Annotated in this window: 19 protein-coding genes and 1 riboswitch; of the genes, 12 read left to right on the top strand and 7 right to left on the bottom strand. The window is 68.6% G+C overall.

Annotated features, from left to right (window positions below; translation table 11 throughout):
- Positions 1 to 141 precede the first annotated feature (141 nt).
- On the bottom strand, positions 142 to 1,764 hold the full coding sequence (locus IEV93_RS08230; RefSeq protein WP_188488636.1) for a FadD3 family acyl-CoA ligase: 1,623 nt from the start codon (positions 1,762 to 1,764) through the stop codon (positions 142 to 144).
- On the opposite strand from IEV93_RS08230, the gene IEV93_RS08235 reads away from it, so the two are divergent.
- From IEV93_RS08235 to IEV93_RS08245, 3 genes are read left to right on the top strand one after another with little or no spacing between them, the layout of a single operon-like run.
- Positions 1,763 to 3,016 (top strand): acyl-CoA dehydrogenase family protein, encoded by a 1,254-nt coding sequence (locus IEV93_RS08235; protein WP_188488638.1) that lies wholly within the window; start codon positions 1,763 to 1,765, stop codon positions 3,014 to 3,016. The two genes, IEV93_RS08230 and IEV93_RS08235, sit on opposite strands and share 2 nt — an antisense overlap.
- On the top strand, positions 3,013 to 3,813 hold the full coding sequence (locus tag IEV93_RS08240) for an SDR family oxidoreductase (protein ID WP_188488640.1): 801 nt from the start codon (positions 3,013 to 3,015) through the stop codon (positions 3,811 to 3,813). The genes IEV93_RS08235 and IEV93_RS08240 overlap by 4 nt, the downstream gene beginning before the upstream one ends.
- A 22-nt stretch (positions 3,814 to 3,835) precedes the next feature.
- Entirely contained in the window at positions 3,836 to 4,990 is a 1,155-nt protein-coding gene (locus IEV93_RS08245) for an acetyl-CoA C-acetyltransferase (protein ID WP_188488642.1), read from the top strand.
- 60 nt (positions 4,991 to 5,050) lie between these two features.
- On the opposite strand, the gene IEV93_RS08250 is transcribed toward IEV93_RS08245, so the two are convergent.
- On the bottom strand, positions 5,051 to 5,437 hold the full coding sequence (locus IEV93_RS08250; RefSeq protein ID WP_188488644.1) for a hypothetical protein: 387 nt from the start codon (positions 5,435 to 5,437) through the stop codon (positions 5,051 to 5,053).
- A gap of 118 nt (positions 5,438 to 5,555) precedes the next feature.
- On the opposite strand from IEV93_RS08250, the gene IEV93_RS08255 reads away from it, so the two are divergent.
- The gene (locus IEV93_RS08255; RefSeq protein WP_188488646.1) at positions 5,556 to 7,085 is read left to right on the top strand and encodes an aldehyde dehydrogenase family protein; all 1,530 of its coding nucleotides are present in this window, start codon (positions 5,556 to 5,558) and stop codon (positions 7,083 to 7,085) included.
- A gap of 63 nt (positions 7,086 to 7,148) precedes the next feature.
- On the top strand, positions 7,149 to 7,745 hold the full coding sequence (locus tag IEV93_RS08260; RefSeq protein WP_188488648.1) for a TetR/AcrR family transcriptional regulator: 597 nt from the start codon (positions 7,149 to 7,151) through the stop codon (positions 7,743 to 7,745).
- Position 7,746: 1 nt separating this feature from the next.
- Here IEV93_RS08260 and IEV93_RS08265 read toward each other — a convergent pair whose 3' ends face one another.
- From IEV93_RS08265 to IEV93_RS08275, 3 genes are all read right to left on the bottom strand, one after another.
- Positions 7,747 to 8,652: an LLM class flavin-dependent oxidoreductase gene (locus tag IEV93_RS08265; protein ID WP_188488650.1), complete on the bottom strand. Its 906-nt coding sequence runs from the start codon at positions 8,650 to 8,652 to the stop codon at positions 7,747 to 7,749.
- A 41-nt stretch (positions 8,653 to 8,693) separates the two neighbouring features.
- Positions 8,694 to 8,981 carry a putative quinol monooxygenase gene (locus tag IEV93_RS08270; protein WP_188488652.1) on the bottom strand — a complete coding sequence of 96 codons (288 nt, stop codon included), beginning with the start codon at positions 8,979 to 8,981 and terminating at the stop codon, positions 8,694 to 8,696.
- 73 nt (positions 8,982 to 9,054) lie between these two features.
- Positions 9,055 to 9,684 carry a TetR/AcrR family transcriptional regulator gene (locus IEV93_RS08275; protein ID WP_188488654.1) on the bottom strand — a complete coding sequence of 210 codons (630 nt, stop codon included), beginning with the start codon at positions 9,682 to 9,684 and terminating at the stop codon, positions 9,055 to 9,057.
- Positions 9,685 to 9,892: 208 nt separating this feature from the next.
- Here IEV93_RS08275 and IEV93_RS08280 point away from each other — a divergent pair, with 208 nt between their 5' ends.
- From IEV93_RS08280 to IEV93_RS08305, 6 genes are all read left to right on the top strand, one after another.
- The gene (locus tag IEV93_RS08280; RefSeq protein WP_188488656.1) at positions 9,893 to 11,431 is read left to right on the top strand and encodes an amino acid permease; all 1,539 of its coding nucleotides are present in this window, start codon (positions 9,893 to 9,895) and stop codon (positions 11,429 to 11,431) included.
- Positions 11,428 to 12,267, top strand: a complete 840-nt coding sequence (locus IEV93_RS08285; RefSeq protein WP_188488658.1) for an urea amidolyase associated protein UAAP1 — start codon at positions 11,428 to 11,430, stop codon at positions 12,265 to 12,267. Before IEV93_RS08280 ends, IEV93_RS08285 begins: the two co-directional genes overlap by 4 nt.
- An 11-nt stretch (positions 12,268 to 12,278) precedes the next feature.
- Positions 12,279 to 12,965, top strand: coding sequence for an urea amidolyase associated protein UAAP2 (locus IEV93_RS08290; protein WP_188488660.1), 687 nt, complete (start codon positions 12,279 to 12,281; stop codon positions 12,963 to 12,965).
- Entirely contained in the window at positions 12,962 to 14,959 is a 1,998-nt protein-coding gene (locus tag IEV93_RS08295; protein WP_188488662.1) for a 5-oxoprolinase/urea amidolyase family protein, read from the top strand. Before IEV93_RS08290 ends, IEV93_RS08295 begins: the two co-directional genes overlap by 4 nt.
- The gene (gene atzF, locus IEV93_RS08300) at positions 14,956 to 16,632 is read left to right on the top strand and encodes an allophanate hydrolase (RefSeq protein ID WP_188488664.1); all 1,677 of its coding nucleotides are present in this window, start codon (positions 14,956 to 14,958) and stop codon (positions 16,630 to 16,632) included. The genes IEV93_RS08295 and atzF overlap by 4 nt, the downstream gene beginning before the upstream one ends.
- Before the next feature lie 33 nt (positions 16,633 to 16,665).
- Positions 16,666 to 16,728: riboswitch (guanidine-III (ykkC-III) riboswitch) on the top strand.
- 11 nt (positions 16,729 to 16,739) lie between these two features.
- Positions 16,740 to 17,054: a DMT family transporter gene (locus IEV93_RS08305; RefSeq protein WP_188490457.1), complete on the top strand. Its 315-nt coding sequence runs from the start codon at positions 16,740 to 16,742 to the stop codon at positions 17,052 to 17,054.
- 7 nt (positions 17,055 to 17,061) lie between these two features.
- Here the strand turns inward: IEV93_RS08305 and IEV93_RS08310 are convergent, their stop codons facing one another.
- Positions 17,062 to 17,529, bottom strand: coding sequence for a DUF3237 domain-containing protein (locus IEV93_RS08310; RefSeq protein ID WP_188488666.1), 468 nt, complete (start codon positions 17,527 to 17,529; stop codon positions 17,062 to 17,064).
- On the bottom strand, positions 17,529 to 18,056 hold the full coding sequence (locus tag IEV93_RS08315; protein WP_188488669.1) for a phenolic acid decarboxylase: 528 nt from the start codon (positions 18,054 to 18,056) through the stop codon (positions 17,529 to 17,531). Before IEV93_RS08315 ends, IEV93_RS08310 begins: the two co-directional genes overlap by 1 nt.
- Before the next feature lie 37 nt (positions 18,057 to 18,093).
- On the opposite strand from IEV93_RS08315, the gene IEV93_RS08320 reads away from it, so the two are divergent.
- Entirely contained in the window at positions 18,094 to 18,576 is a 483-nt protein-coding gene (locus IEV93_RS08320; protein ID WP_229704970.1) for a MarR family winged helix-turn-helix transcriptional regulator, read from the top strand.
- The last annotated feature ends 78 nt before the right edge of the window (positions 18,577 to 18,654 follow it).

Here is an 18,654-nt window from a genome sequence, read left to right on the forward strand (position 1 = left end):
GACGCCCGGTTGCCTGATCACAACGGCAGCCGGGCGTCGTCGTGTGTGGATTGTGTGTCGATAAAACTGTTTGTGCGTACAAAACTCGCGTTCCGAGTTTGATTTGATGTGCTTTGCCGCGAATTAAGAAGATGATTTACATCACGTCAGTGAAGAGAGTTCACGTTTAAGAATTTTCCCTGCCGCATTTCGGGGGAATTCGTCGATGACGACGACACTGCGCGGGACCTTGAAATTGGCGAGTGTGGACCGGCAGTGGGCGATCACCTCGTCCTCGGAGATGTGCGCCCCACTCCGCACCGTGAGGTACGCCCGTCCCACCTCACCCAGGCGTTCGTCCGGGACCCCGATGACGGCCGCCTCGGTGACCGCGTCGAATCGCACGAGGGTCTGCTCGACCTCCGCGGGATAGACGTTGAAACCCCCGCAGATGTACATGTCCTTCAGTCGGTCGGTGATGCGCAGGTTGCCGCGCTCGTCGATCGTCCCGATGTCCCCGGTGTGCAACCACCCGTCGGCGTCGATGGTCTCGGCCGTCGCCGTCTCGTCGTCGAGATAGCCGCGCATCACCATGTCGCCCCGCGCCAGCACCTCGCCGGCGTCGGAGAGCGCGATCTCCATCCCCGCAAAGGCGCGGCCGCACGTGTTCGCCACCGTCTCGTCATCGTCGTCGGGCGTGCAGGTCGAGACGAACCCGCTCGTCTCGCTCAGCCCGTAGGCGGTGATGACCGTCGCGACTCCGAGGTCGCGCTGGATGCGCTCCACCAGGACCACCGGCACGATCGCCGCACCGGTGACGACCAGCCGCAGGCTCGACAGATCATGGTCGACGCGGGAGTCGGCGTCGAGGATGGTCTGGAAGATGGTCGGCGCGCCGGGGAAGACCGTGGCCCGCTGTGACGCGACCAGGGTCATCGCGGCCTCGGCGGAGTACACCGCCAGCGGGAGCATCGTCACGCCGAACAGGGTGCAGGCGAGGATGCCGGCCTTGTAGCCGAAGGTGTGGAAGTACGGGTTGACCATCAGGTAGCGGTCGTCTGTGCTCAGCGCCCCGTTGGCGCCCCACGCGCGGGCCCCGGCCGCCGACTGCCGGTGTTCGGCGACCACCCCCTTGCTGCGCCCGGTGGTGCCCGAGGTGAACAGGATGTCGGAGACGTCATCGGGTCGGACCGCGTCGGCGCGGGTGTCGGCCTCGGCGCGGTCGGAGTCGGTGGCCGACGAGAGGAAGTCGTTCCAGTCGATGCCGTGGTCGGCGCGGGTGCAGTCGTCGGCGTCGAGTCGGATCCGGATCGATGCGATCAGGTCGGTGTCGGCGGGCAGGTCGGCCAGTGCGGCGAGTTCGGCGAGGCGGTCGACGCCCAGGAACACCCCGGGCACCACCAGCGCGCGGGAGTGGGTCCGGACCAGGACGTCGAGGACCTCGGTCGCGGTGTACCGCGTGTTGACCGGCACGAGGGTGGCGCCGACGAAGTGCGCGCCCAGAGCGGCGATCGGCCAGTGCACGCTGTTGGGCGCCCAGATGGCCACGCGATCACCGGCGCCGATGCCCTGTCGGATCAGAGCGCCCGCGAAGGTGCGGACCGCCCCCAGCAACTCCGACCAGGTCAGCTCGATGTCCTCGCCCCACTGCGAGTCGACCACCGCGATCTGATCGGGCCACATCAGTGCCGCACGACGCAGCGCCTGCGGCGTGGTCTGCACCAGGTCCACGTCGGTCACATCGGAAAACCTAGCAAACGCTTGGTAGGTTAGGCTAGCTCGCATGATCTCGACCAATCTTGCCGATCGGGGCGTCGACCTGGGGCGGTATCCGGGCGGCGCGGAGGATTTCGCGCTATCGGTGCGGACCTGGCTCGACGAGAATCTGACCGGTGACTTCGCGCACCTGGCCGGTCGTGGTGGACCGGGCAGCGAGCACGAGTTCTTCGCTGAGCGGCTGGCGTGGGACCGACATCTCGCCGAATCCGGGTGGACCTGCCTCGGCTGGCCGACCGAATACGGCGGCCGCAACGCCACGATCGGTCAGCGCATCCTGTTCCACACCGAGTACGCCCGGTCCGACGCGCCCGCCCGGGTCAACCACCTCGGCGAGGAACTGCTCGGGCCGACGCTGATCGCCTTCGGCACCGAGGCGCAGAAGGAACGGTTCCTGCCGGGCATCGCCGATGTCACCGAGCTGTGGGCGCAGGGCTATTCCGAGCCCGGGGCGGGATCGGACCTGGCAAACGTGTCGACGACCGCGCAGCTCGTCGACGGCCGATGGGTCATCAACGGGCAGAAGGTGTGGACGTCGCTCGCGCACGTCGCGCAATGGGTCTTCGTGCTCTGCCGCGTCGAACGGGGCTCGAGCCGGCACAGGGGGTTGGGATTCCTCCTGGTGCCGTTGGACCAGCCCGGCATCACCGTGCGCCCCATCCAACAGCTCACCGGCACATCGGAGTTCAACGAGGTCTTCTTCGACGACGCGGTCACCGACGCCGACCTGATTGTCGGCGAGCCCGGCGACGGGTGGAAGGTCGCGATGGGACTGCTCGAGTTCGAACGCGGTGTGTCCACGCTCGGCCAGCAGGTCGGCTTCGCCCGGGAGCTCGACCGGGTGGTGGCGCTGGCGAAGTCGAACGGCGCCGCCGACGACCCGACGATCCGCGAGCGCATCATCACCGCCTGGGTGGGGTTGCGCGTGATGCGCGCCCACGCCGAGCGCACCCTGGCCGCGGTCGACACCGGCGGTGCGGGCGGGCAGGCGTCGGTGTCGAAGCTGCAGTGGGCCAACTGGCATCGCGACCTCGGTGAGCTGGCGGTGGCCGTGCAGGGCGCGCCGTCGCTGATCGCCCCGGACGCCACGACCGAGGGTGTCCCGAACGACATCACCACCCCCGACCGGGTGGAACTCGATGAGTGGCAACGTCTTTTCCTCTTCACACGCGCCGACACCATCTACGGCGGCTCGAACGAGGTCCAGCGCAACATCATCGCCGAGCGGGTGCTCGGACTACCGCGAGAGGCACGCGAGTGAATGCATCTCCACTGTCGACACCGCCGGAGGAGATCCCCGGACACGGGCTGCTGCTCGGGAAGAAGGTCGTCGTGACCGCGGCGGCCGGCACGGGCATCGGGTTCGCCTCGGCGCGGCGCGCGCTGCTGGAGGGCGCCGACGTCCTCGTCAGTGATTTCCACGAGCGCCGACTCGGCGAGACCGTCGAGAAGCTCGTGCTGGAGTTCCCGGATCAGACGGTGGCACAGACGGTCTGCGACGTGTCGAAGACCGATCAGGTGAACGAGCTGATCGACGTCGCGGTACGCGAGCTGGGTCAGATCGACGTGCTGATCAACAACGCAGGGCTCGGCGGTGAGACCCCGATCGTCGAGATGACCGACGACCAGTGGGACCGCGTCCTCGACATCACCCTCACCAGCACCTTCCGGGCGACGCGGGCCGCGCTGCGCTACTTCGCCGCCGCACCCCACAACGGGGTCATCGTCAACAACGCGTCGGTCCTGGGGTGGCGCGCGCAGGCCGGGCAATCCCACTACGCCGCGGGCAAGGCCGGTGTCATGGCCCTGACGAGGTGTTCGGCGGTCGAGGCCGCGGAGTACGGCGTCCGCATCAACGCCGTCGCCCCGTCGATCGCCCGGCACCCGTTCCTGGCCAAGGTGACCAGCGAGGAACTCCTCGACGACCTCGCCTCACGCGAGGCCTACGGCCGCGCGGCCGAGGTCTGGGAGATCGCCGCCACGATCGCGATGCTCGCCAGCGACTACACCACGTACCTGACCGGGGAGATCGTGTCGATCTCCAGCCAACGAGCCTGACCCGCACGAGGAGCCACACACCATGACCACACCGCAGGCCTACATCGTCGACGCCCTGCGCACCCCGGTGGGCAAGCGCAACGGATCCCTGGCGAAGGTGAACCCGATCGATCTCGGTGCCCACGTCATGAAGGCGGTCGTCGAGCGCACCGGGATCGACCCGGACATCGTCGACGACGTGGTGTTCGGGTGCGTCGACACCATCGGGCCGCAGGCGGGCAACGTCGCCCGCTCCTCGTGGCTGGCCGCGGGTCTGCCGCTGGCCGTCCCCGCGACCACCGTCGACCGACAGTGCGGATCGTCCCAGCAGGCCATCCATTTCGCCGCACAGGGCGTGATGAGCGGGACCCAGGACGTGGTCGTGGCCGGCGGGTTGCAGAACATGAGTGCCATCCCCATCTCGGCGGCCATGATCGCCGGGGCGCAGTACGGGTTCGGCAACCCGTTCCACGACTCCACCGGATGGCAGGAGCGGTTCGGCGACGCCGAGATCTCGCAGTTCCGCGGCGCCGGGATGATGGCCGAGAAGTGGGGCATCAGCCGCGAGGACATGGAGGCGTGGGCCCTGCAGTCGCACCAACGGGCGCGCACGGCCATCGCCGAGGGGCGCTTCGACAACGAGCTCGTGGCGCTGGGTGACTGCATCGTCGACGAGTGCCCCCGCGAGACGTCGCTGGAGAAGATGGCTTCGCTGCCGGTCCTCGAGGAGGGGTCGAGGCTGACCGCCGCCGTCGCGTCGCAGATCTGTGACGGTGCCGCGGCCACGCTGGTGGTGTCGGAGGCGGCGTTGGAGCGGTACGGGCTCACCCCGCGTGCACGGATCCACCACCTCTCGGTGCGTGGCGACGACCCGATCATGATGCTGTCGGCGCCGATACCGGCCACCGCCTACGCGCTTGAGAAGTCCGGGTTGTCCATCGACGACATCGACGTCGTCGAGATCAACGAGGCCTTCGCGCCCGTGGTCCTGGCGTGGCTCAAGGAGACCGGCGCCGACCCGGCCCGGGTCAACCCCAACGGAGGTGGCATCGCGCTGGGTCATCCGCTGGGGGCCACCGGGGCGAAGCTGTTCGCGACGCTGCTCAACGAACTCGAGCGCACCGGCGGACGCTACGGCCTGCAGACGATGTGCGAAGGCGGCGGGACCGCCAACGTCACGATCATCGAGAGGCTCTAGCCCCGCCGAGCGTGCCCTAACCACCCATCGAACGTGCCGAAATCACCTGCCGAGCGTGCCTCAGTGGGCGATGGTCTGCGCGATGGCGGTGACGACGAGGCCCGTCGACAACGCCACGAACGACAGTCCCGAGATCGCCTTGTAGACGATCATCTTCTGGATGTCGGCGTTGAAGCCCAATGGGATGAACAGCAGCGGGTTCATGATGCCGCCGATGACGACGAGGATCAGCGCCCAGTCGGGGGTGTCCGACGCGACCGCCCCGACCGCGACCATGAGGATACCCATGATGATCCAGTCGAGATGGGTCTGGAAGACGCGACGCTGATGGACCAGGCCGATCGCGCGCAGTACGTCCGGCTTCTCGACGACGAGCGTGACCGCGAATCCCGACACCGCCCCGACCGCGATCGACCACAGTCCGACCAGGATGAGTACGTCGGTCATGGGCTCGACAGTACGGTCCGGCCCAGAGGGTGGTGGCGCGAACCCTGTGATGTGGCGCATACTGCAAAGCAACACATTGAACAATTTGTTTCTTTGGGCGATCGAAGGAGATCGAACGATGACCAAGCCCGCTCCGACCACGACCGGCTCGGCGCACGCCGCCACCGTGACGCCGCTGCACCGCTCCGCCGACGAACGCAGCCTGACCGAACTCCTCGATCTGCAGCGTGCGGCGTTCCTGCGGGACGGCATCCCGGACGCGGCGACGCGCATCAGTCGGATCAACCGGCTCTCGTCGCTCCTGCTCGACCACGCCGAGGAGATCGCCGAGGCCCTCGACGCAGACTTCGGCACCCGCCCGCGTGATCTCTCGATCGCCACCGACGTCGCCGGATGCATGATCGATCTGGCGCACCAGCGCAAGCATGTGCGCAGCTGGATGAAGACGGAGAAGGTCGCCAAGGCCAAGGCCATGGGCCTGGCCGGGTTCTCCCAGCGCATCCGACACGACCCGCTGGGCGTCGTCGGCATCATCGGGCCCTGGAACTTCCCGTTGCAGCTGACCGTCGTGCCTGCCGGTTCGGCGTTCGCCGCGGGCAACCGCGTGATGATGCGCCCGTCGTCGGCGACGGCGCGAACCACCGCCGTGCTCGCCAAGTACGCGCCGAACTACTTCTCCCTCGAGGAGTTCGCCGTCCTCACCAGTGCGCACGGATCGGGGTCGGACTTCGCCAAACTGAAGGTCGACCACATGTTCTTCACCGGTTCGCCCGAGGTGGGCGCCTCGGTGGCCGCCGAGGCCGGTAAGAACCTCGTCCCGGTGACCCTCGAACTCGGTGGCAAGAACCCCGCCGTCGTCGACGTCGACGCCGACATCGACGTCGCGGCCAAGCGCCTCGCCGACGCGCGGATGGTCAACAGCGGGCAGGTCTGCCTGTGTCCCGACTACGCCTTCGTGCCCGAGGACAAGCTGGGCCAGTTCACCGATCGCGTGATGGCCCGCTGGCGCGAGAACTACTCCTCGGTACTGCACAACGATCAGTTCACCTCGACGATCAACGAGAAGAACTACACGCGCATCGTCGGACTGATCGACGACGCCGTGAGCCTCGGCGCCACCAAGCAGCAGCTGATCCCGGCCGGGGAGAAACTGCCCGACGCGGCGTCGCGCAAGATTCCGCCGACACTGCTCACCGGGGTCTCGGCCGGCATGAAGATCGAGGAGGACGAGGTCTTCGGTCCGGTCCTGACCGTCTACCCGTACCGCGACCTCGGCGAGGCGATCAGCCACATCACCTCGCACAGCCATCCGCTGACGATGTACTGGTACGGCCCCGACAACGACCGCTACGAGGCGCTGCAGGACGCGACCCGTTCGGGATCGGTGAACGGCAACGACTTCGCGCTCAACCTGCTCAGTGCGGAACTGCCCTTCGGCGGTGTCGGTGCCAGTGGGATGGGCAGCTACCACGGCAAGTTCGGGTTCGCGACGTTCTCTCACGCCCGTGCGGTCACCCACTCGCGGATGCCGCTGAGCTTCGCCGAGCTGATGTCGGCGCCGTTCCGCAAGCGCGACACCCGCTCGACGAACATCCAGCTGGCCATGTGGCGGCTGATCACGAGGCGTGCGAGCAAGAAGATTCGCTGATCGAACTCCTCGGCCAAGCGCTTGCTAGGCTTGGTGACCTTGGCCGAGGAGGAGATCGCACACGTGTCGCCGAATACTGCCTCGCGTTCGACGCGACGCGACGAACTGCTCGTGCTCGCCGGACGCATGTTCGCCGAACAAGGGTTGCGTACCACCACCGTTCGCGACATCGCCGATTCGGCGGGCATCCTCTCCGGCAGTCTCTACCACCACTTCGATTCGAAGGAATCGATGGTCGACGAGATCCTTCGGGGGTTTCTCGACGCGCTCTTCACCCGCTACAACGCGATCGTCGACGCCGACCTACCGGCCGACGAGACGCTGGTCCAGCTGATCGTCGCCTCGTTCGAGAGCATCGACGCCGACCATCACGCCGTCGCGATCTATCAGGACGAGGCCAAGCGGCTGTCCGGTCAGGACCGGTTCGACTACATCGCGGAGCGGAACACCGAGTTCCGAAAGCTGTGGAAGACGGTGCTGCGTAGGGGAGTCGACGACGGGACGTTCCGCGCCGACCTCGACACCGAACTGGTGTACCGATTCCTGCGCGACACCGTGTGGGTCGCCGTCCGCTGGTACCGGCCGGGTGGATCGCTGTCGGCGCGTGAGGTGGCCGACCAGTATCTGAGCGTCGTCCTCGAAGGCCTCGTCCCACGCTGAGTCAGGCCATCTGGCCGACGATGTCGGCGAGACGGTGCACCTGGTCGACGTCGGAGTCGGTGGGGATGAGATGCACCTCGTCGGCGCCGAGATCGGCGAACGACGCGAGCACCTCGCGCAGCTGCGCCGGTGTCCCGGCGAAACCGGTGGTCGGCGCCATCGCATCGACGAGATCGACGGGCAGCCAGTTCATGTAGTGCCGCAGGTGGCGGTGGATCTGCGTGCGGCCCGAGCCGTCACCGTCGTCGAGGGCGACCCAGAACGACGTGGTCAGACGTGGCGCCGACCTCCCGGCCTCGGCCCAGGCGGTGCGGGCGACGTCGAACAGGTGGGCCACCCCGGTCGTCGCGAGATCCAGGGTGACCCCGGCGAGTCCGTCGGCCCACGCCGCCGCGCTGCGGATGGTCCTCGGGCCGGTCGTCCCGACGAGCAACTCGGGACCGCCGGACCGAACCGGAGGCGGACCGACCGGAAGCGTTGCGCCGGTGAGGTTCTCGCCCCGCCACACCCGCTGCATCACGGCCACCCGCTCGGCCATGCCACGCATGGTCTGGGTGGCCGGGTCCGCGCCCGCGGCGCGGTAGTCCTCGCGGCGGCCGCCGACACCGAGGCCGACGGTGAGTCGGCCCCGGGACAGCTGGTCGCCCGTGGCGAGCGACTTCGCGAGCAGGACCGGATCGTGGAGTTGCGGCACGATCACGGTCGTCACCAACCGGACGCGCGACGTCCACGCCGCGACCGCACCGAGCAGGGTGAGTGTCTCGGGGTTGTCGAAGGCCATCCGCTCGCCGAAACACAACGACGAGAACGGGCCGGCGTCGATCGCCCGGGCCCACGCCTCGAGCGTGCCCGGGCCGTCCGCCCAGATGTCGGGCTCCATGACGGGCAGGGTCAGACCGACGAACATGTCGCGCCGCGCTCAGCCGGTGATGCGGTGTCCGGGCGGGGTCAGAACGGCTTCAGGGGATGGATCGCGAGATCACCGAGGTGCTCCCCGACCGCGCTCATGGCCTCGGTCAACGCCGGTGCCTTCATGTGCGCGTCGAGGTGCTCCTGCGACTCCCACAGCTCGACGGTGACGAAAACCCCGGGCGTGGAGGCGGACTCGAACAGCTCGTAGGAGATGCACCCGGCCTCGTCCTGGGTGGCGGCGGCCAGCCCCTTCAGCGCGTCGCCCACCTCTTTCTCGAAACCGGGCTTGGCGGGAATCGTCGCGACCACATGCAGATCGGCCATCACACACTCACTCTCATCACGTGCGCATCGACCATCGGTGTCGACGCGTCACCCTCAAAGTACCTGCAGCGGCTCAGCGCAGGAGGCGTTCGGCCGCGTCGGCGATCGCGGCGACCACCGATGCGCGCGCGGCGGCTCCCCGCGCCGTGTCCGGCTCGGTCAGCAGGCCGTCGGATCGCATGCTGATGACCGATTCCACGAGCCGGAAGGGGAGATGGACGCGGCCGTCGGCGGGGTCGCCGACCACCTCGACGGACAGCGCGCGATAGACCTCGCGCAGTTCGACACGGACGTCGCGGAAGGCGGTGAACCGCTCACCGCGGAGCTCCGGGAGCAGGTACAGCGCGCCGAGATTCCACCGCGACGCCGCAAGTTGCCCCGCGTCGTACCGGATGAGGTCGAGGAGCCGGGTGATGGCGGGCGTGGACGGATCCAGCGACCGCGCGACGTCGAGCGCCGGGGCGACGGTGTCCTGCAGGAGCGCGGCGAGGATGTCGTCCTTGGTCGCGAAGTGGTGGTACAGCGAGGCCTGGCGCATCCCGACCGACTCGGCGATCGCCCGCGTCGAGGTGCCGGCGAATCCCTGCGTGGTGAACAGTTCGCCTGCGGCATCGAGGATCTCCTCGCGCGGGTTGCCGCCGGTGCGTCGCTGTTCCACCAGGCGGGGACGCCCCCGTGCCGCCGGCCCTGACTCGGGACGCATCGCGGTGTTCTCCTCGTCGGTCGTGGTGGTCGGCGGGCCGTCGGCGACAACATTACCGAGACGAACGTCCCACCGGCTCGGTGAGCACTCCGTCACACGCTCTTCACACTCGGGAAACCGCGGCAACAAATGCGACCGATACTTTTCGATCACTTGATAGATATACACCGCTCCGGCGATGCAGCGGCCCCACCCAACAGGAGTTCACATGACCGCACCAGCCCGGTCGATCTCGTCGGCCGACGACTCGGACGCACTGTCCGAACTCGGATACACCCAGGAGTTGCACCGGGGGATCGGCGGCTACGCGTCGTTCGCCTCCGGCTTCTCGTTCGTGTCCATCCTGACGACGGTGTTCGCACTGTTCGCGCTCGGGTTCGGACTCGGCGGGCCCGGCTTCTTCTTCACCTGGCCGATCGTGTTCGTCTGCCAGTTCTGCGTCTGTCTGGTCTTCGCCGAACTGTCCGGGAAGTTCCCGGTCGCCGGCGCCATCTACCAGTGGTCGCGACGCCTGGCGGGCAACGGCGTGGGGTGGTTCGCCGGCTGGTTCATGCTGATCGGCTACATCGTCAGCGTCGCCGCGCTCGCCATCGCGATGCAGAGTGTGTTGCCGTCGATCTGGTCGGGCTTCCAGCTCATCGGCTCCGACACCGCGCTCACCTCTGTCTCGGGTGCGACCAACGCGATCATCCTGGGCAGCATCACCATCGCGCTCTGCACGGTCATCAGCGCCGTGGGCGTGTCCTTCATGGGCAAGATCACCGTCATCGGCGTCACCATCGAGATCATCGGTGTCGTGCTTCTGGTCGTGCTGCTGTTCATCAACGCCGAACGCTCACCGGCACAGGCGGTTCTCGACACCGGCGGGCACGGGACCGGGCTGGGCTACCTCCCCGGATTCCTCGCCTCGATGCTGATGGCCGCGTACGTCATGTACGGATTCGACAGTGCCGCAGAGCTGTCCGAGGAGACCGCGAACCCACGCAAGACCGCGCCGAAGGCCATCGTCAATGCTCTGCTGGTGTCGTTCGTCGGTGGCGGACTGATGATCCTGGCCGCGCTGATGGCCGCCCCATCGCTCGGCGCCTCGGAGCTCTCCGCCGACGGGATCGCCTGGGTCATCACCAGCCAGCTCGACACCTGGATGGGCCGGACACTCCTGACCATCGTCGCCATCGCGATCTTCTCGGCCACCCTGGCGATCCAGGCGTCGGCCTCGCGGGTGATGTTCTCGATGGCCCGGGACAACCGTCTGCCGTTCGGCGCGTTCCTGGCGAAGGTCAACCCGCGCACCGGGACCCCGATCAACACCGGCATCGTCGTCAGCGCGCTCGCCATCGCGGTCCTGTTGGTCAACCTCGGTCAGGCCGGCGTCTTCGCCGCCATCACCAGCGTCTCGGTGGTCATCGTCTACATCGCCTACCTGATGGTCACCATCCCCGCGCTGATCCACCGGATTCGTGGCACCAGCCTCAGCTTCGGTCGTCCCGTGTTCGATCTGGGCCGCTGGGGAATCCTGGTCAACGTCATCGCGGTCGTGATGGGCACGCTGCTGATGATCAACATCGCCTGGCCGCGGGCCGAGGTGTACGACCCGGACGGCACCTCGTGGTTCCTGCACTACTTCGCGATCATCTTCGTCGCCCTGACGCTCGTGGTCGGTGCCGCCGCCTACCTGCGGGTCAAGGACCTTCCCGGCGCCCCGGTCCCGACCGACGCGCTCGTGCGCTCGAAGCGGTCGCGATGAGCGCGGCCACCGGATCCACCACCGGCGCCAAGGCCCATGCGCGTGCACAGGCGGGTGCCCTCACGGACTCGATGCCGGTCGTCCCGGCGTCGCGGTGGCCGAATCCACCGGCAGGCGTCGAGCCCGAGGCGATGACGTGGGCCGAGACCGTGCCCGGCGGGCGTTACACCGTGAAGGTGCTGGCCCGCGGGACGCGTCTGCGTCTGCGTGACGTCGCCGGGAGCGCGTGTGCGCACGTGCTGCTCTGGCGGGCCGACGCCCCGTGGGAACGACTCAACGTCGCCGACACCGTCAAGGTGCCGTGGCAGGCGTACCTCGGCGAGGGGCATCCGCTGCTCAGCGACCAGGGGCGGGTGTTGGCCACCGTGGTGGCCGACGACTCCGGACACCACGACGCGCTCTGCGGCACCACGACGCTGGCCGGCAACACCGAGAAATACGGCGCGGGACAGGCGCATTCGCAGAGCCCGGCCGGTCGGGAACTGCTGACCCTGGCCGCGGCCAAACACGGTCTGACACCCGCGGACGTGGCACCGTCGGTGTCGTTCTTCCACGGCGTGGTCGTCGAGTCCGACGGAACGCTGACGTCGAAGGGGTCGGCCGGCCTCGACAAGCACGTCGACCTGCTCCTGCACCTGCCCTGCATCGTCGCCGTGGCCAACACCGCGCATCCGCTCGACCCGTCACCCGGGTTCGACACCGGCCCGCTGGAGGTGCTCGCCTGGCGGGCGCCCGCCGATTTGGCCGACCTGCTGGCGAAGGTCGACGACACCGATCCCGAATACCAACGCGCCGTGGCGAACTCCGAAGACGTCGCCACCGCAGCCCACCCGTAGAGGAGCCTGAGATGTCCACCCCCGTAGCCGCCCCCGCCGCCGAGGCGGCACTGGTGCCCGGCGCCGTGGTCCTCGACGCCGAGATCGACGCCCGCGGCCCCTGGTCGGCCGTTGTCACCGCAGGCGACGTCCTGACGATCGTCGACCTGTACGGCAACCAGGCTGTCGACACCCTGTTCTACGGGGTGACGGCCGCGGGCACACCCGACCCGGCCGCGCGCTACTCCGCGCAGGCGACCGTCGCTGCCCAGGGCAACCTGTTCCTCACCACCGGATCGGTCATCCGCGATCAGGAGTCGAACCCGTTGATGACGATCGTGGGCGACGAGGTCGGCAATCACGACACCGTCGGCGGTGCGTGCTCGCAGGAGTCGAACACCCTGCGCTACGGCCACCACACCAAGCACCAGCACGCCTGCGTCGAGAACTTCCTCATCGAGGGCGCCCGACACGGACTCGGCAAACGCGACATGGTGGGCAACGTCAACTTCTTCATGAACGTCCCGGTCGATCCGGACGGGAGCCTCGGCATCGTCGACGGACTGTCCGCCCCCGGTAGGCGGTTGGCGTTGCGCGCCGACGTCGACACCCTGGTGTTGATCTCCAACTGCCCGCAGATCAACAACCCGTGCAACGGGTTCGACCCCACCGCCGTCCGCGTGATCGTCACCCGCCCGATCGTCGAGCCCGTCGCATGAGCGCCGTCGTCGTCGAGCGGGCAGGCCCCATGGCCACCATCCAGGACTGGCCCGGCCGCACCGGGTACTGGCACGTCGGCGTCCCGCCGTCGGGGCCGATGGACGACCTGTCCTTCCGTCTCGCCAATATCGCCGTCGGCAACCCGCAGGGCACGGCGGCGCTCGAGGCCACGATGCTCGGCCCCACCCTCCGATTCACCGTGCCCACGACCATCGCCGTCACCGGCGCCCCGGTCCGGGTCGCCGTGGACGGGGTCGAACACGGCCAGTGCGAACCGATCTCGGTCGCGGCCGGATCCAGGGTGACCATCGGTGCGGTCGAGTCGATCGGGATGCGGATCTACGTCGCGGTGGCCGGGGGACTGGCCGCCGAGGAGGTGCTAGGCAGCGCGTCGACGTTCACCCTCGGTCGCTTCGGCGGCCATGGCGGTCGGGTCCTCGCCGACGGCGACGAGCTCGACATCGCCGGTGTCGCGCCGGACGGCCCGCCACGGCGAATCCAGCACGAGGAGGAGCCCGCGATGGGAACGGCGTGGGACCTCGCGGTCACCGTCGGACCGCACAGCGCGCCCGAGTTCTTCACCGACGACGACATCGCCACCCTCTACGCCACGTCGTATCAGGCGCACTTCAACTCCGACCGGACCGGCATCCGGCTGATCGGCCCCAAACCCGACTGGGCGCGGACCGACGGTGGGGAGGCCGGTCTGCACCCGTCGAACATCCATGACAACGCCTACTCGGTGGGCGCGCTCGACTTCACCGGCGACACCCCGATCCTGTTGGGCCCGGACGGGCCGAGTCTCGGCGGTTTCGTCTGCCCGGTCACTGTGACCACGGCCGACCGCTGGAAGCTCGGACAGATCGCGCCCGGCGACGCGGTGCGGTTCGTCCCGGTCCGGTCGTCGGCGGTGGCGGACTCCTCGGCCATCGGCAACGCCCGCCGCTCCCAGTACATCCCGGTGATCTCCACCGGCGGCGACCCGGACGGGGGCATCCTGGGCGTTGCCGACACCGCCGACGGCGGGTCCCGTGTCACCTACCGTCGCAGCGGCGACGACAACGTCCTCATCGAGTACGGCGACATGGCGCTCGACCTCGCCTCGCGTGCCCGGGTGCACGCGCTGGCGGAGCGGATCGCCGCCGACCGCCCCTCCGGGCTCGTCGACCTCACCCCCGGGATCCGTTCGCTCCAGGTGAAATTCGATCCGGCGGCGATCAGACAGTCGACGGTCGTCGAGTGGCTGCGCGAGTGCGAGGCCGAGTTGCCGTCGGTCCACGACCTCGTCGTGCCCAGCCGGACCGTCCATCTGCCGCTGTCCTGGGACGACCCCGCGACGCGGGAGGCGACCGAGCGCTACATGCTCGGGGTCCGCGACGATGCGCCCTGGTGTCCGTGGAACATCGAGTTCATCCGTCGGATGAACGGGCTGGCCTCACCCGACGACGTCCACCGCATCGTGTTCGACGCGGAGTATCTCGTACTCGGTCTGGGCGACGTCTACCTCGGTGCCCCCGTGGCCGTTCCCCTCGACCCACGACACCGCCTGGTGACCACCAAGTACAACCCGGCCCGGACGTGGACGCCGGAGAACGCCGTCGGCATCGGTGGCGCCTACCTGTGCGTGTACGGGATGGAGGGGCCCGGCGGCTACCAGTTCGTCGGGCGGACCACCCAGGTGTGGAACCACCGGCACCCGCAGGCCACCGTCGGCTTCGACCCCGAACATCCCTGGCTGCTGCGGTTCTTCGACCGGATCAGCTGGTATCCGGTCGGTGCCGACGAACTGCTCGACATGCGGGCCGACGTGGCCGCGGGAGGCGGACACATGGACATCACCGACGGCGAGTTCTCGATCGCCGAACATCAGGCATTCCTCGACGCCAACGCCGCCGAGATCGCGCGCACGCGTGGGGAGATGGAGACCGCGCGCGACGCCGAACGGCAGCGGTGGTCCGACGGCGGCGAGGTCTCTCGAGGTCGCGTCGCATGACCGCCACCGCCGTCGGCACCGGACGTGTCGCCGCCATCCACCGTGAGATCGAGTCGAGTGGACGCACCGAGATCTTCATCCACCTGCGCCCGGTCGCCGACGTGGAGGCCGAACTCGCCGCGTCGCGCGCGGCCGACGGACCACTCGCCGGGGTCATCCTCGCCGTGAAGGACAACGTCGACGTGGCCGGCCTGCCGACCACCGCAGCCTGCCCGTCCTTCGCGACGGTGCCCGACGTCGACGCACCGGTGGTCGCCGCGCTGCGGGCCGCCGGCGCGGTCGTCATCGGCAAGACCAACCTCGACCAGTTCGCCACCGGGCTGGTCGGTACCCGCAGTCCTTTTGGCGCGGTACGGGACTCGCGTCGTCCCGACCACATCTCCGGTGGGTCGAGTTCGGGCTCCGCCGTGGCCGTCGCACTCGGGTTCGCCGACATCGCCATCGGCACCGACACCGCCGGGTCCGGGCGCGTGCCCGCAGGCCTGCAGGGCATCGTCGGCATCAAGCCCACCCTCGGGGTCGTCTCCACCGACGGCGTGATCCCGGCCTGTGCGAGCTATGACTGCGTGACCGTGTTCGCCCGTGACCTCGCGCAGGCGGACGCCGCGATGGCCGTCATGGCGACCGCCGCCGGGCCACGACCGTTCCCCGCCGACACGACCCTCGCCGCGTCCGCGGCCCCGGTCATCGCGATCCCGTCCGAGCTTCCCGCCCTGGGCGAGAACTGGCGGGCGGCGTTCGCGCGGGCCGTCGACGACGCGGTCGCCGCCGGGTGTGCGGTACGCGAGATCGACCTCGGTGATTTCCTCGCGGCCGCGGTCCTGTTGTACGAGGGTGCGCTGGTGGCCGAACGCCACGATGCGGTGGGGGATTTCGTCGACTCCGGTGGGGACGACCTCGACCCCACCGTCGCGTCGATCATCTCCGCGGCGTCGCGATGGTCGGCGACCGACCTGCTGCGGGACCGCAGGCGCGTCGACGAATTGCGCTCGGCCGCGATGGCGTTGCTGGACGGTGTCGACGCGCTGATGGTGCCGACCGCGCCCGCACATCCCACCCTGGCCGAGGTCGCGGCCGATCCGGTGGGCGTCAACGCGCGGATGGGGACCTACACGAACTTCTGCAACCTGTTCGACATGTGTGCACTCGCCGTCCCGGCCGGGGTGGTCGACGACGGTGACCCGGGGACCGCGCAGTTCGGTGTGACGCTGCTGTCGGCGGCCCATCGCGATGCCGTGCTCATCGACGTCGCGCATCGACTCTCCGGTTCGGACGGCGGGCCCACGTGGGTCGAGAACGTCTCGGGCACGGTCGAACTCGCGGTGTTCGGTGCGCATCTGCGTGGGCAGCCGCTCGACCACCAACTCACCGGGCGCGGTGCCCGCTGGGCGGGGGACATCGTGACCGCGCCCGCGTACCGGCTGGTCGAACTCGACACGACGCCGCCGAAACCCGGGCTCGTCCGTGATGACGTGTCCGGTCGCGCGATCCGCGGCGAGAAGTGGGTGCTGTCGGCGGCCGCGCTGGGCGGCTTTCTCGCCGAACTCCCGTCGCCGATGCTGCTGGGGTCGATCGAGCTCGCCGACGGGACCGCGATGGTCGGATTCGGCGCCCAGGCCCAGGCCCTTGCCGACGGGACCGAACTCACCGTCGACCACTGGCTTGCTCGCTGAGACCGGCGTGCGCGTCGCATTTGCTAGCGTGGACGGCAGTCACAGATGACCCTCGGACGAGCGCGCCGTACCCGACCAGCGACAAGACGGTGCTCGCCGAGCTCGTCATGGCGTGGATCGTTCTCATCATCTCCGGTGTCCTCGAAGCGGTCTGGGCGACCGCGCTCGGTAAGTCCGAGCGATTCAGTCGACTGACACCGTCCGTCGTCTTCGCGATCGGACTCGTGGCCAGCATGGCCGGTCTCGCGTACGCGATGCGCAGCCTCCCGATCGGTACCGCCTACGCGGTGTGGGTGGGCATCGGTGCGGTGCTGACGGTCACCTACGCGATGCTGACCGGCGACGAGTCGGCGTCGTGGACGAAGATCGTGTTGCTCGCGGTCATCGTGGGAGGTGTTGTGGGACTGAAGGTCCTGCACTGAACGGGTGTCACCGGACGGCGAACACGTCCAGTTCGACGGTTGTCGGAGTCCGTTCCCCGGTCGCGACGAACAGGACGTCGTTGATCCACGCGTGGTCCGGGTGCGCGGTCGACAGGCGTGGCTGGGTGCGGAAGTGGATCCGGTCCGGATCGACCGGCTCGTCACGCAGCAGCGCGGCGACATCGTCCGCGCTGCCCACACGCAGGCCCACGTTGTGAACTGCGATCCGCGCACCGTCATCGGTCTCGACGACATACCGTGCGTCGAGCTCGGTCACCCGCGCGGAGCGCAGGTACTGGTGGTCGGCGCCCGCAGGGAGGACCCGTCCCCGCAGCCGCGGTCCGCTGACGGTTCCTCCGAGGATCGGCACCACGCGCCGGTGGCCGTCCGGGAGATCGCCGAGGTCGATCGGTGCACCGACGTCGATCGAGAGGTGTGCGACGAACTCCAGTGGCGGCGGCACCGGCGTGGACATCAGTTGGTGCGGTCGGCGAATCCGGCGGGCAGTTCCGACGGTCCCACCGAGATGACGGATTCGTCGTCGACGCCGACGTTCTCGAACAGCGTGATGTAGGCGAACTCGGGGACCACGTAGATCGGGTAGGTCGGACCGGCGTCGCGGTACGTGCGCATCTCGTCGAGGTGATCGTTCTGGAAGACCACGGTCTTGGTCCCCGCGTCCTCGACCCACTTGGGAAAGAAGATGGTGCCGTGCAGACGACGCTTGCCGGGCAGCACGTTGACCACGACAGATGTGCCGGTGGGTTCGTTCCACGAGATCTTGAAGACGTCGTCGTCGAGCTGGACGAGATCGACCTCCTGGTCCTTGACCCATCGCCCTCCGACCATGCCGGTGTGGATCCGGTAGTCGATGGTCGTCGCGTTCTTCACATACATTTCGTACTGCCAGGAGTTGGCGTAGGTGTAGATGAAGCGATGACCGACGAGGCCGGACAGATCCTGGGTCGGGATGGGGTTCTGGACGTCGGTGTGCTGAGTCATGACATGATTTTGTCACAAAACTAATTTGCGGACAACGGTGCGCACGAAGTCGGAGGTGTTGATGACCGAACTCGCCGCAGAGTTGAGCCGCACGATAGGTCCGCTGCGCCGCGCCATGCTGTGTGCCGCGCGGCTGGCCGCGGGTCTCCCGGACCTCCCCGAGGCGCAGATCCAGGTGCTGCGGGCGCTGGCGGTGGAGTCGCCGCAGACGTCGGGGGATCTGGCCGCCGGCCTGCAGCTGGCCCGACCCACCGTGAGCAACGTGATCCGCGCGATGACGGCCGACGATCTCGTCACCCGGGTGCCGGGTGCGGACGATCTGCGACAGGTGTTGATCGCCCCGACCCCGCGCGCACGGGATCTGCTGCGTCGATACGACGAGGCGGCCGGAGCCGTCCTCGACGAGATCCTCGGTGGCCTCGACGACAACGCCCGCGCGGTCCTCGCCGACGCGTTGCCGGTACTGGACGAACTGACCTCGGCCCTGGTCGACCGGATGGCGAACGAGCCGCCGGACTGACAACCCCGCACCACCACAACCGTCACCGCTCAGCGCTCATCCGGACGCACCGCACGCACCGCCCACCACAGGTGACCG

This window comes from Williamsia phyllosphaerae (assembly GCF_014635305.1).
GTDB classification, from domain to species: domain Bacteria; phylum Actinomycetota; class Actinomycetes; order Mycobacteriales; family Mycobacteriaceae; genus Williamsia_A; species Williamsia_A phyllosphaerae.